The organism is Candidatus Eisenbacteria bacterium (genome assembly GCA_035577985.1).
Lineage (GTDB): Bacteria > Desulfobacterota > Binatia > DP-6 > DP-6 > DATJZY01.
In genome coordinates, this window is the sequence record DATJZY010000046.1 from 1 (window position 1) to 12709 (window position 12709).

General features: G+C 69.9%; 11 protein-coding genes. 5 read left to right on the forward strand and 6 right to left on the reverse strand.

What is annotated here, in order from left to right; all coding sequences use genetic code 11:
- On the reverse strand, window positions 1–457 hold a 457-nt coding region (locus tag VMS22_07835; GenBank protein ID HXJ33939.1), incomplete at its 3' end, for a methylmalonyl Co-A mutase-associated GTPase MeaB.
- A gap of 88 nt (window positions 458–545) precedes the next feature.
- On the opposite strand from VMS22_07835, the gene VMS22_07840 reads away from it, so the two are divergent.
- Together VMS22_07840 and VMS22_07845 are read left to right on the forward strand one after the other, a co-directional pair.
- Window positions 546–1652 (forward strand): hypothetical protein, encoded by a 1107-nt coding sequence (locus VMS22_07840; protein ID HXJ33940.1) that lies wholly within the window; start codon window positions 546–548, stop codon window positions 1650–1652.
- Between the two features lie 63 nt (window positions 1653–1715).
- Complete coding sequence (locus VMS22_07845) at window positions 1716–2267, forward strand: hypothetical protein (protein HXJ33941.1); 552 nt, start codon at window positions 1716–1718, stop codon at window positions 2265–2267.
- Here the strand turns inward: VMS22_07845 and VMS22_07850 are convergent.
- On the reverse strand, window positions 2264–2662 hold the full coding sequence (locus tag VMS22_07850) for a DoxX family membrane protein (GenBank protein ID HXJ33942.1): 399 nt from the start codon (window positions 2660–2662) through the stop codon (window positions 2264–2266). The genes VMS22_07845 and VMS22_07850 overlap by 4 nt on opposite strands.
- Window positions 2663–2670: 8 nt before the next feature.
- Window positions 2671–4053 carry an FAD-dependent monooxygenase gene (locus VMS22_07855; GenBank protein ID HXJ33943.1) on the reverse strand — a complete coding sequence of 461 codons (1383 nt, stop codon included), beginning with the start codon at window positions 4051–4053 and terminating at the stop codon, window positions 2671–2673.
- 268 nt (window positions 4054–4321) lie between these two features.
- Here VMS22_07855 and VMS22_07860 point away from each other — a divergent pair, with 268 nt between their 5' ends.
- The gene (locus VMS22_07860; protein HXJ33944.1) at window positions 4322–5581 is read left to right on the forward strand and encodes a cation:proton antiporter; all 1260 of its coding nucleotides are present in this window, start codon (window positions 4322–4324) and stop codon (window positions 5579–5581) included.
- Between the two features lie 13 nt (window positions 5582–5594).
- Here the strand turns inward: VMS22_07860 and VMS22_07865 are convergent, their stop codons facing one another.
- A complete protein-coding gene (locus VMS22_07865; GenBank protein ID HXJ33945.1) occupies window positions 5595–7688 on the reverse strand; it encodes a hypothetical protein in 2094 nt (697 codons plus the stop codon).
- 357 nt (window positions 7689–8045) lie between these two features.
- Here VMS22_07865 and VMS22_07870 point away from each other — a divergent pair, with 357 nt between their 5' ends.
- Both VMS22_07870 and VMS22_07875 read left to right on the forward strand, forming a co-directional pair.
- A complete protein-coding gene (locus tag VMS22_07870; protein HXJ33946.1) occupies window positions 8046–8642 on the forward strand; it encodes a carboxymuconolactone decarboxylase family protein in 597 nt (198 codons plus the stop codon).
- A gap of 131 nt (window positions 8643–8773) precedes the next feature.
- Window positions 8774–9151, forward strand: a complete 378-nt coding sequence (locus VMS22_07875) for a hypothetical protein (GenBank protein ID HXJ33947.1) — start codon at window positions 8774–8776, stop codon at window positions 9149–9151.
- Between the two features lie 386 nt (window positions 9152–9537).
- Here VMS22_07875 and VMS22_07880 read toward each other — a convergent pair whose 3' ends face one another.
- Both VMS22_07880 and VMS22_07885 read right to left on the reverse strand, forming a co-directional pair.
- Window positions 9538–11808: a right-handed parallel beta-helix repeat-containing protein gene (locus VMS22_07880; GenBank protein HXJ33948.1), complete on the reverse strand. Its 2271-nt coding sequence runs from the start codon at window positions 11806–11808 to the stop codon at window positions 9538–9540.
- Between the two features lie 218 nt (window positions 11809–12026).
- On the reverse strand, window positions 12027–12554 hold the full coding sequence (locus tag VMS22_07885; GenBank protein ID HXJ33949.1) for a DUF4124 domain-containing protein: 528 nt from the start codon (window positions 12552–12554) through the stop codon (window positions 12027–12029).
- Window positions 12555–12709: the final 155 nt, after the last annotated feature.

Consider the following 12709-nt stretch of genomic DNA (forward strand, 5'->3'; position numbering starts at 1 on the left):
CCAGCATGCCTTCCCGCGTGCGGCGTGCGACCCCCCCGAGCGACCCGCCCGAGGGGCTCGGCCGGATGAACGCCTCGGGCGCGACCGAGAGGTGTGCCATGCGCGTCTTGTCACCGAGGATGCTACCCCCCGAGCGCGTGCTCGACGGGTCGACGGCGAGCACGGCGACGCGTTTGCCCTGCGCGATGAGATGGAGGCCGAAGGCCTCGATGAACGTGCTCTTGCCGACCCCCGGGGCGCCCGTGATGCCGACCCGCGCCACGTTGCCGGTGTGCGGGAGCAGCAGCTCGAGCAGGCGCTGCGCCGACGCCTCGTGATCGGCGCGGGTGCTCTCGACCAGCGTGATCGCTTTGGCGAGCGCCCGGCGGTTGCCGGCGCGCAGCTCGCGGGCCAGCGCCTCCACCGACCCGGCGTCGGGCTGGGGGCGCGCGCTCGCGGCCTCGTCGCGTCGAGCCATCCTCGCCGGGTTCTACACGGCCGGCCGGCGCGGCTCCACCGCGCGCTCCTTGCCGTGGCGCCCGCCATGCTCCTACCATGCGCGCGCGATGGGCCGCGTGGCGCGCATCCTCGCGGTGTGGGCGGCCGCGCTCGTCGTCGCGGCGACGCTGGCGCTCGCCCGGCTGGGTCCGCGCGTCGATCACCAGGGACGCGAAGCGTACTCCCATCGCGCGTTCGTCGCGGCGGGTTTCGACCCGTGGAGCCCGGCCGAGGCCGCGCTGCGCGAGACCGTCGTCTGGCTCGGCGACTCCACCGTCGTCGCGCTGCCGATCCCGTCGTACCCGCAGGAGATGGCGCCGGCCCTCGAGCGCCGCGGGATCCGCTCGCGCGTCGTCGCCGGCCTCGGTCTCGACTTCTATCCGTTCTACCTCCTGACGCCGGCCGTGCTGGGGCGGCTGCGGCCCGACGTCCTCGTGCTGGTCGCGCATCTCCGCTACTTCTCGGCGCCCGCGCCCGTCGCCAGCAACGACCCGCTTCCGAACCGCGACTTCGGCGATCTCGCGTCGTACCTGCCGGCAGCCGACATCCCCGCAACGATCCTGCTGCCCATGGCCGAGCGCGGCCTCACCGTGCCGCGCCTTCTGCTCGCCCAGGCCTTCGACGTCCCGGCGATGGAACAGGTCGCGTACTGGTGGGCCGGCGGCCGTGCCCTCGTCCGTGACGCGTCGGTATGGGATCGGCTGGGACCGCTTCGCAGCCGCCGCTCGGCCGCCGGCGCCGAGCTGCGCCGCTTTCGCATCCTGTACGCCTCCAACGTCGCCGTGACCCCGAGCCAGCCGACGGTTCGGATGATGGCCGCCACCGTGCGGCTCGCAACCCGACGCGGAACGTCCGTGATCGTGGTCGGCACGCCTCTCGCGTGGCAGCAGATGGCGGCGACCATCGGCTACGACCCGGCCGTCTACGCCGAGCGCTTCGGCGTCCTGCGCGAGGCGGTCGAGGGAGCGGGTGGCACGTTCCTCGACCTGCACGAGGCGCTGCGGTCGCGCGAGCTCCGCGATCCGATCGGGCACTTCAACGCACGCGGCGCCGCGCACATGGCGCGACTCGTGCAGCCCGTCGTGCTCGCGACGCTCGCCGCGCGCACCGAAGCCCGTGGCCTCGGTCGTGAACCGGCCGCAACCGGCGAGGTGGCCCGGGCGCTCGCCCGCTAGCCCGGCCCCACCTCCCCAATTCGTGCGATGTTCGCACGCGCCGCGCGCTGCTACGCGTGCGCCATGACGACCACGAAACGATTCCTCGCCGTGATGTGTGCGTGCGCCCTGCTCGGCGCATGTGCGCCGCAGTCCGAGGCCATCCGCACCGGCAAGCGCTCCCGCGGGCCGCAGGCCGGCACGTGGGAGGGCACGTGGACCAACAAGAAGGCGGGCACGTCGGGCACCGCGCGCGTGACGGTGATGGAGTACCCCGGCTTCGGCTACGCCTTCTACGAGGTCACGGGCGATCCGTTCGGCTGCGGGGAGCCGATGCTCACCGGCACGCTCATGCTGACACCGGGCATCGACTTCACGACCAAATCCCTGACGCTCGACATCAGCGATCCGATCCTGGGACAGCTCTCGCTCGACTCGAAGGGCCATCGCGTCCGCGGCGGGACGTCGGGCGCGTGCGGCGGCTCGGGGCCGTCGTGGGACACCAAGACGAAGTTCCGCACGCGCAAGGTATCGGGGAAGATCCTCCTCGACGCCGGCGGCGAGACGAGCAAGGTGAGCTACAAGGTGAAGCCGTCGTCGAACGGCCACGGCCCCAGCACGCCGGGCGACGTCTAGCGTTCCTCCGAGCCCACCCCGAGCTGCGTGATCAGCAGCGCGCAGCCGATCATCGCCAGCCCCTTCAGGAAGAACGACGTCTGGATGTCGGCCATTCTCTGGTCGGTCGCGGTCGCCATCGCGACGCCGTGGACGGTCACCGTGACCGGCACGAGGAAGAGCGTGATGAGCCAGCCTCCCACGCGCGCGTAGCGATTGACGGCGATGAGCGCCGCGCCGGCGAGCTCGACGACGCCCGAGATGGCGACCCAGAACGGCCGCCACGGGATCGCCGCGGGCATCAGCTCCACGTAGTGGTCGAGGCGCGTGAAGTGCGTGATGCCGGAGAGGAAGAAGATGAGCGTGAAGAGGAGACGACCGGCGACCGCGATCCCAGGATGTCGAGGTCCGTGCACGACCGTGCTCAGCGCGGGCCGAGCCAGGTCTCCGTCGTCTCGACCGCCGAGCCCACCTCCCAGATCGGCGCCCGCTCCGGATGATACCGCGAGCCGATCGGCACCGAGTAGATGTCCTCGTTCTCGTAGGATTTCTCTCGCTGGCCCTCGCGTCCGAGAATCTTCCGGCACGCGTCGATGGCGGGCGACGGCTGGTGCTCGAAGCCGTAGATCCGGCCGGCGAACATGTCGGGCATGTACTCGGTGTAGCGGCTGTGGACGAACAGGCCGAAGGCGAGCGGGTGCTCCCAGAAGCAGTCGAGCGCGTCCTCGAGCACGTCGATTCCCTTCTCGCACTCGAGCTGATGCGCGGCGAACGGATTCGCCTCGTCGCGCCCCTTCCCTTCGAGGTACGCGCGGATGAGCGGTGCCGCCATCTGCCCCTCGCGCATCGTCACCGTGAGACCGAACGAGAAGATGGGGTCGATGAAGCGGTGCGCGTCGCCGATGCACATGAACCCCTTGCCGGTGAAGTTCTTCACCTGGAAGGAGTAGTTCGGGATGACGTGCACGTCCTCGACGAAGTCGACCTCGGGAATGCGGCGCTTGAGCTCGGGGTGCAGCTCGTGGAGCTCGCGGGTGAGGAACTGCCGCGGCGTCTCCTTCTGCTCGAGGAAGTAGGCCGACGGGATCACGACGCCCACGCTGACGACGTCGTCGTCGAGCGGGATGAACCACGACCAGTGGTACTTCTTCTGATAGAAGATGAGCGTGTTGTCGGGGTGGTCCTTGCGCGTGCCCCCGTCGTCGCGGATCGTGCCGCGGACCTGCGAGAAGATGGCGATCTGCTTGTCGTAGGCGCCCAGGTACTTCGGGCCGGTGATGCCGCCCAGGTTCGCCAGCCAGGTGGCCTGACCGGAGCAGTCGAGGAGCATCTCGGATTCGATGTCGAGCGTGCCACCGTCGTTGGCCCGCACCTTCACGCCGCGCACCGAGCCGTCGTCGTTGCGCAGCGGCGCCAGCGCCTTGCCGGCGAGGAACTCGGCGCCGCGCGCGCGGGCCTCGTCGAGCATCATCTTGTCGGAGTCGCTGCGGCGCACCTGCCAGGTGTTCCAGTCGAAGAACTGCCAGTTCTTGTCGCGGCCGGTGACGGGAACCCACCACGAACCCTGCTTGCTCTGGCCGTAGACGTTGACGCCCTGCTTCACCGGATGCTTGCGCTTGATCATCTCCTCTTCGAAGCCGAGCTCCCGCATGACCTGACCGGCCGCGCCGGTCATCGATTCGCCGATGTGGTAGCGCGGGAAGGTCTCGGCTTCGATGATGAGCGGCTTGATGCCTTCGCGGATGAGGAACATCGCGGACGCGGAGCCGCCGGGGCCTCCGCCAACGATCACGACATCTTTTTTCATCACACTCCTCTTGCGCTCGACCGGACGCGGCGAGCGAGTGCGGGAACATAGCAAGGTTGGAACACGATCTCTACCGCGTTGCGCACGAACAGGTCCTGAACACGTCGGCACCGATGCTCGGCGAGCACAGCACGTGCGAAGGAATCCGGCGCTTGCGGTCGTTCGTGCCCACGCAAGTGCGGGGCCGCACCGACGCTGCGCGGGTTGCGTCGTTTTGCCGCCGAGGGGCTGGTCCGGCATCGAGACACTCGGCTATAGCTCCGCGGGCGTGTCGAACTTCGACCTCGTCCTGAAGCTCTTCTTCCAGCTCGCCGTGATCCTCGCGGTCTGTCGGCTCGTCGGCCTGGTCGGGAGCCGTCTCGGACAGGCGCAGGTCGTGTGCGAGATGGTGGCCGGCGTGCTGCTCGGGCCGTCGCTGCTGGGGCTCGTCGCGCCACAGGCGCAGGCCTGGCTCTTCCCCAAGGCGTCGATGCCCGTGCTGTACGCGATCAGCCAGGTCGGGCTGGTCCTCTACATGTTCATGATCGGCCTCGAGTTCGACGTCGGCCTCATCCTGGGGCGGGTGCGCGGCGCGGTGCTCGTCTCGTGGACGGGCGTCACGGTGCCGCTCATTCTGGGCATGCTCGCGGGCGTCGCGCTGCGCGACGACGCGGATCTGTTCGCGCCCGAGGTGAGCGTCATGACGGGAGCGCTCTACCTCGGCGCGGCCATGTCGATCACCGCCTTTCCTATGCTGGCGCGGATCATCCACGAGAAGGGCATCGCCCGCACGCGCCTCGGAACGCTGACGCTCGCGGCCGGCGCGAGCGACGACGCGCTCGCGTGGTGTCTGCTCGCCGTCGTGCTCTCCCAGATCGAGGGCTCGGCGGCGACCGCCGTCAAGACGATCGCGGGCGCGGCCCTCTATTGCGTCTTCATGCTCACCATCGGCCGCCGCCTCCTCGTCCCTCTCGGCCGGCGCGTCCAGCGCGACGGCGGGCTCACGCCCCCGACCATGGTGACGGCGCTCTTCGTGCTGATGCTCTCGGCCTGGGCGACCGACGCCATCGGCATCTACGCCGTCTTCGGCGCCTTCATCGCCGGCGTCGCCATGCCGCGCGGCGCGTTCGCCCGCGAGGTGACGGCGCACGTCGACCTGCTGACGACGACCTTCTTCCTCCCCGTGTTCTTCGTCTACTCGGGCTTGAACACGCGCATCGGGCTCCTCGACTCCGCGCACCTGTGGGGGATTGCGCTCCTCGTCCTCGCGATCGCCGTCGCGGGCAAGGGGCTCGCGTGCCTCGCCGCCGCGCGCGCCGCCGGCGAGGCCTGGCGCGAGGCGATCACGATCGGTGTCCTCATGAATGCGCGCGGCCTGATGGAGCTCATCATCCTCAACATCGGCCTCGAGCGGGGCGTCATCACGCCCACGCTCTTCACCATCATGGTGGTGATGGCGCTCGTGACGACGCTCATGGCGTCGCCGCTCTTCGAGCTCCTCTACGGGCGCCACGTGGTCGCGGTCGGGGCGCCCGCGCGGGCCGGGTGAGCGAGAGCGCCAGTCAGAGCAGGTCGAGGAACGCCAGCAGCGCGCGGCGCTCGCGCGCGTCGAGGCCCGCGTCGGGACCGAGGTCGGATCGGTCGTGCCAGAACTCGTCGCCCGCGAAGCGGGCGCGCAGGAGTACCGCGTCGAGGTCACGCGCCGAGCCGTTCGTGAAGTAGGGGCGCTTCCGATACAAGCGCCGCAGCGACGGGACGCGCGCGCCGCGCTCGTGCACGTAGGGCTCGATGCCGGTCTGCGCGTAGGCGTCGCACGCCCATACGACGGGACCGTCGGGCGACATGACGAGCCGCTCCCACTCGCCGAAGGGCACGCGCGAGGCGGCGACGTCGGTCGCGAGGCGCGCCTGGTGGCAGGGCTCGCAGCGGTCGCGGAAGACCTCGGCGCCGCGGCGCTCCTCGGCCGTCCACGACGGGCGACCGAGCACCGAGGGATTCGGGCGCGGGCCGAATCCCATGAGGAAGACCATGAGCGCCCGCCGCAGCTCCTCGGGACCGAGCGGCTGCGCTCCGACGCCCAGATGCGCGAGCCACGGCGCCTCCGCGATGCCGATCGAGAACCACGGATCGTGACGGCTGCGGAGGCCGGCGACGCGGAACTCGTTGTGCGCGACGGACGTCAGGTCGGAATCGAGCGCGCGCGAGAAGTACGGCCGGTTGTTGAAGAGGCCGAGGAGCGGCTTCGTCGTCACGTGCAGGTTGCCGCGGCCGGGATCGTGGATGCGACCGTCGACCACGCCGTCGAGGTGGCAGGTCTCGCAGGTGAAGCGGCTGAGCGATCCCTTGGTGCGGTTCCACGGCGCCATGAGGGTCGTGAAGAGGAGCGCTTCGCCGACGCGCGACTCGACGCTGCGTGGTGGCTCGCCATCCGGAACGGGCACGACGCGCGGCGCGCCGCCGTCGTCGACGATCCACGCATCGAGGAGCGGATTCGCGAGCACCCGCCGCCCGTCGTCGAGGAGGGCCTCGCCGACGCAGCCCGGAACGAACGTGCGCGTCGCGACGTCGGGGCGCGGCCAGACGCCCTTGCGCGTCGGTCGCGGCGCGGTCCACTCGAGGTCCGCTGCCGGCGCGGCCCCGTATCCGACGGTCCGCACGCCCACGACGTCACCCGTGAGCCGCAGCGCGACGACCTTCGGCGTGACGACGCCGAGAGCGGACACGTTCACGACCCCGAGGCGCTCGGCGGGTCCGCCGGGCGGCAGGCGGTACACCCACGCGAACGAGTCGATGTAGCCGAACGATCCCTGCCGCCGGTCGAGCGGATGATCCTCGACGCCGCCCAAGGCGAGCAGCACGTCACCATCTTGCTCGACGGCGTCGACCGCCCAGATGGGACCGTCGTGGACGATGCGCACGGCGTCCGCCGGACGCGGCACGCCACGCTCGTCGACGGGCAGAACGACCACCTCGTGCGACAGGACGCAGTCGACGACGACATGGTGCGGGATCCGCAGAACCGAGCGCGGCCCCAGCCCGATCGGCTCGTCGGCTCCCGCGACGATCGTGCCGTCGCGCAGCGCGATCGTGAGGAGCCGGTGATCGTGGTCCTCGACCACGTGGAGCACGTTCTCGGGGCCATGTGCGATCGCGCGGATGGAGCGCGCTCCGCCCAGCGGGATGGAGCCGGCCGGCTCGAGCCGACCGTCGTGAACGGCGTAGCGTGCGATCTCCGACGCCTGCTCACCGGAGACCAAGACGTCGCCGGCGGGGCTCGTCGCGAGACCCGATGGCGATGCGGGCGCGCCGAGCCGCTGCAGCTCGCCACCGTCGGCGTCGAGCACGACGATCGAGGAGCGACCGCGCAGGAGACCGACGAGACGTGAGCTTTCGGGGAGGCGTGCGACCGCTACCGGATCGGGTCCCGCGTCGGCGGCGCGGAGCCGGCGAAGATCGGTCTGGTTCCGGCGGGTCGTCTCGAAGGCTCGCAGGCGTTCCAGCGCCGGCCCACGCGGGTCCTCCGCCTGGCGCGGCTCGGGACCGCACGCGACGACGGTCGCCAGAAGCGCCGCCGATGCCCACCCGCGCGATCGTCCGAGCACGATCGGGGAGCGGATCGTTCCCGCGCTACCAGCCGCCGCCGGAACCCGAGCCACCCGGGGCGGGCTTCGTCGGCCGCGCTTGCGTGGCTCCGCAGACGCTGAGATCGGCGAAGCAGTCGTGGACGATGCTCTTCGCGCAGCGCTTCTTGCACTGTCGCTTCGCGCGCCCGGTGAGACTCGCACAGTCCGTGCTCCGGCATGCGGCTACCATGGGCGCGCACGCCTTGTTGCACGGGAGGCCCCACGCGAGCGGGGCGGTCCACGCAACGATACCGAGTACGATCGATCCGACCACCCATGTCGTCGTTGCGATCCGCATGCATCGACCATTACCCCGAGTCGCCCCATCGTCAAGTAGGGTACGGTGTCACGAATCGCGTTGCTGCAGCGTCCTCCATTCACGGAGGCTTCATGCGGCTCGCACCGATCGAATCGACTCGCAACACGGTACTGCGACTTCTCGACTGGGCGTTCCGGCAGCAGTTCGGAAGAACGCTCACGCCGTATCAGGTGGTCTTCGCGCGCCTGCCGCGCACGATCGCCGCGCAACTAGGCATCTACTGGGGGCTCGGCGGCGGGCACGGCATCCCACCCGAGCTACAGCTGCTGCTGCAATCGCGCGTCGCGGCCATGAACGGGTGCAGCTTCTGCCTCGACATCGGTCGCGCCATGGCAACCTATCGAGGTCTGACCCTCGAGAAGGTCGACGCCGTGCACGAGTGGCGGACGAGCGCCCTGTTCACCGACGCCGAGCGCGCCGCGCTCGCCTACGTCGAAGAGGCCACGCGCGACCGCCGCGTCTCGGACGAGACGTTCGCGGCGCTGAGGGCGCATTTCGACGACCGGCAGATCGTCGGCATCACGTGGCTGAATGCGGTCGAGAACTACTTCAACCTGATCAACGGACCGCTGGGCATCGAGTCGGATGGTCTGTGCGCCATCGCCGATCGTCGCGTCGCCACACGTCGCGCCCCGACCTCGCCCGAGCTCGCGCGTCGGTCGGCGTGACGTAACCCCGCGATTGTCGAACGTACAATCGGGGCGACGAAATGCCCCGAAAGCGCACGCGCTGCGCGTGCGCGGTCCCGCTGGACGGACGTGGCCCTCGCCTTGCTTCGCAGTCGTCCGGGAGGAGCTACATGCGAAGCATCGTGAGATCGACCCTGGCTGCGCTCGCCCTTGCCGGCGCTGCATATGCCGCGGACGTGCACGTGGGGATCAACGTCGGCGTGCCACCGCCGCCCGCGTTCGTCATTCCGGCACCGCCGCGCCTGGTCGCCGTGCCGGCGACGCCGGTCGTGCAGTACGCACCCGAGCTGTCCGTGAACTTCTTCGCCTACGGCGGCAGCTACTACACGTACAACGACGGCGCGTGGTTCGTCGCGTCGGCGTACAACGGGCCGTGGACGTACGTCGACTACGCACGCGTGCCGCGCCCGGTGCGCGTCGTGCCGTACCGCTACTACCGGGTCCCACCCGGCCACGCGAAGCGGTACTACCGCCACGGACACCACTAGGAAGTCGACCCAAGACTACGTCTTGGGTCGAAGCCGGACGCGAGAGTGGCGCGGTCGTGGCACGCGCGACCGGCATGCCGCGGCCAGCGAAGCTGGCGCGGCACACGAGGGACGCCCGCACGCCGACGCGGCGGGGACGAGGGCCGGTCGGCGGGGCCATCGTCCCCCTCATGCCGGCGCGACCCCGAGCGAGACCAGGCGGCGCAGGTCGCAGGCGACCGCGACCAGATCCCACTCGCCCCACACCTTCGCCCGGCCACGCAGCTGACGGCGCGACCCCCCATCGCCTGCTTGAGCTCCGCCAAGGGCCGCTCGCCTTGCGGTGAAAACCGCCGTGCGGGGACATGCCCTCACGGCGGTTCGACGTTCGAGTCGAAGGTCGCCGTCTACCCCGCGTCCTGCGGGCAATGGACACCGAGCTTGAGCCGGCGGAGATCGGCCTGGATGCCGTTCGCCGCCTCGAGCAGCTGACCGCGCAGCGTCGGCGCGAGCGATTTCCTCGCCCGCAGCGAGCGGAGCGCTTGCGTCACCTTCATCGTGTCCCGGAACGCCTGCTTCAAGAGCTTCCTGGAGCGGCGCGTATCCGGCGTGCGGCATGACTCCTCGGCCTGCTCCTCGTGCTCCTTGGCCTTCTCGAGCAGTCGGCGCAGGCGGCCCTGAAACGACCCCAGGTCGGACGCCGCAACCACCTGATCGAGGAGCGCGGCGAGCCGGCAGTTGAGGGAGCGGAAAGTGGGCGCGACCGGCTCGGTCGCACACGTCCCTCCGAGCGTGGTGGTGGTGGTCGTGCTCCTGCTCGTGGTCGTCGTGGGCGGCGCCGAAGACGAGGTCACGCTGCTCGACGTGTTGGTCGTGGACGTCGTCGACGTGGTCGTGGTGCTCGAGGTCGTGGTGGTGGTCGTGGACGCTACCGTCGTGGTCGTCGCGGTCGTGGACGTCGTCGACGTCGTCGTGGTGCTCGAGGTCGTGGTGGTGGTCGTGGACGGTACCGTCGTGGTCGTGGAGGTCGTGCTGGTCGTGGTCGTCGTCGAGGTCGTCGGCTGCGTGGAGGTCGTCGTGGGGCTCGTCGTCGTCGTGGTGGTCGGCACGGCACCGGTGCAGGCGGAGAATTCCGAGGTGTTCCCGTTCGGGTCGGTCGCGGTGGCGGTAATGAACTGGCCTGCGACCTCGGGCGGCAGCGCGAACATGACGCCGCCGTCGCCCGAAGCGTCGGTCATGAGCTGGATGGCGCCGAGGAACGTCCTGCCCTCGCCGTTGCCGCTCGCGTCGCACGAGAGGTTCGCGAATAGCTCGACGGTGAAGGAGGTATCGGGCGTGCTGTTGAGCGACCCGGTCACCTGCGAAGCGGACACCGTCGACAGCACCGGGTAGTTCTGCGCGTCGTTGTGACCGGGGGCGACATCGGCGTCCTGGGGGTCGTTCGGGTTGACCCCGGTTACTCCGAGATCGATCGCCAGCCCGCCGTTGTCGTGGATGGCGTTCTCGGTGAAGTGGTCGCGCTGCCCACCGCTGATGGCGATACCAGCAGCGCCGTTGCCGGTGATCTCGTTGCCCCGAAGCGTATTGCCGTCCGCCCCCGAGCGGAAGTTGACACCCGCCTGTGCGTTGCCGCCGATGAGGTTGTCCTCGAGCAGGTTGCCGTCCGCGCCCACCATGTCGACACCGTGTGATGCGTTGGGGAGCGCAGCCGTGCCGATCGTGTTGCCCTGGATCGTGATGTTGCTCGAGTTCAAGACCTGCATGCCGGTGCTGCTCGAGGCGACGATCAGGTTGCCCGCTCCCGGGTCCGGGCCGCCGATCACGTTGCCGGTGCCGGTGACGCTCGCGATGTTGACGCCGCCCGACATGCCGAGCCCCGTATCGCCCGCGGCGTTCGTGCCGATGCGGTTCCCCTGGACGACCGTGTTCGCGACCGTCGTGTTCGCGAGGCTGAGGCCGCTTCCCGTCAATCCTGCGATGACGTTGCCCTCGCCGGGCTGCGTGCCGCCGATGCGATTGCCCGTGCCGACGTTGACCAGGACGCCGGTGCCGCCGCCGATGCCGTCCGCCTGCGTCACGTCGAGCCCGATGACGTTGCCGATGACGACGTTGTCGTTGCCGAGGATGCTGACGCCGGTCTGGGTGTTGCCGGAGATGAGGTTGTTCGAGATCGTGTTGTTGCCGCCCGAGGGGTTCTGGATGAACACCCCGATTTGGTTCGCGAGCGCCATGGTCCCCGTGGGATCGGTTCCGATCCGACACCCGGTGATGGTGTTGCCGCCGGCGGCCGCGCCGAGGGCGACGCCCGTGGTCGAGGAGTTCAGGACCATGCCGCGGACGATGCTGCCGTTGCCGTTGATGGTGAGGGCGGTCCCGCCACCGTTGCGAAGCTCGACGAAGCCGCCCGACTGCGTCGTGCCGTCGATGGTCACCGGCTGCGTGATTGCCGGCAACGACGCCACGATGGTCGGCACGCCCCCGCCCGGGATGGCGAACTCGATCGTGTCGAGGTCGGAAGCGCCGTTCGCGTCCATGATCGCCTGGGCGAGCGAGCCGCCGCCGCTCGCATTCGTGTTGCTCACGGTGAACGTTGCCGCGCGGGCAAGGGTCGCCCACAACACGACCGCCACCGTCGACAGCAACCAGATGCACTGCGACCAATGCGGATGAAGCACCATCAGGCCGACCTCCCAGTGCCGCTTGAGGAGATCAAATTGTACCGGGCGGGGTCAATGGGAACGGACGCGTCCTCCGCGCGCCATGGCCTGGCCCTGTTCGGCCTGACCTCGTCGTCCTCGTGCCTCGGTCGCGGAAGGCCGATCGATGCCGTCAAACGAAAACCGCCGCGCGGGCACCTGCCCGCACGGCGGTTCGACGTTCGAGAAGTCGGCGCGGCTTACATGCCCCAGTCCGGGCCGTAGAGCCGCAGCACGTCGCTGACGCTGATGCCGTTCTCGCGCAGCGCGAGCTCGGCCCTGGCTGCGTTCAGCCACGCCTGGACGCCGATGCGATACGGGATGCAGTTGAAGGCGGCCACGATGTCGTCGGCGTGCGAGAAGCCGCCGTTGTAGAGCACGGTACCGGCGAGGCAGCCGAACCGCAGACGCGCATCGCTGTAGACACGCGGCGCCGGCGGATACCACGTACGCCCTTTCGCCTGCGGTTTCGCGGGAACCGGAACGCTCTCCGCGGCGTCGCTGACGCTGCCCGACGCGACCACGAGGTCGGGGCCCTTGGGCGCGCCCGGCAGGCGATCGGTCTCGATCGTGATCTGCGTCTTCACGGCGCTCGCACCCTCCGGAACCGTCCCGGAGATGTTCGAGTAGTGCAGCTTTCCCTGCGCGTCCTTCCAACGCCACACGTCCTCCGCGCACACGAGTGCCGGTAGCACGAGCAGCCCCACTGCCAGCGCAAACTGTTTCATGACCTGTCTCCCTTCTGCGTGCGGTCGCATGCACGGCGACCGTGGCCCGACGCTACGGCCGCAGGCGTCGCCGTGTCCATCGCCTTTTGCACGGCGGCCGATGCAGCAGGTGCTAGATTCCGCGCGGCCGCCCGTGTTAACTGCCGGGCCCGGAG

What these genes read in the sequence shown, in the direction of transcription:
- VMS22_07840 (HXJ33940.1), top strand. Translation starts at nt 546, where the DNA reads ATGGGCCGCGTGGCGCGCATCCTCGCGGTGTGGGCGGCCGCGCTCGTC.
- VMS22_07845 (HXJ33941.1), top strand. Translation starts at nt 1,716, where the DNA reads ATGACGACCACGAAACGATTCCTCGCCGTGATGTGTGCGTGCGCCCTG.
- VMS22_07855 (HXJ33943.1), bottom strand. Translation starts at nt 4,053, where the DNA reads ATGAAAAAAGATGTCGTGATCGTTGGCGGAGGCCCCGGCGGCTCCGCG.
- VMS22_07870 (HXJ33946.1), top strand. Translation starts at nt 8,046, where the DNA reads ATGCGGCTCGCACCGATCGAATCGACTCGCAACACGGTACTGCGACTT.
- VMS22_07875 (HXJ33947.1), top strand. Translation starts at nt 8,774, where the DNA reads ATGCGAAGCATCGTGAGATCGACCCTGGCTGCGCTCGCCCTTGCCGGC.
- VMS22_07880 (HXJ33948.1), bottom strand. Translation starts at nt 11,808, where the DNA reads ATGGTGCTTCATCCGCATTGGTCGCAGTGCATCTGGTTGCTGTCGACG.
- VMS22_07885 (HXJ33949.1), bottom strand. Translation starts at nt 12,554, where the DNA reads ATGAAACAGTTTGCGCTGGCAGTGGGGCTGCTCGTGCTACCGGCACTC.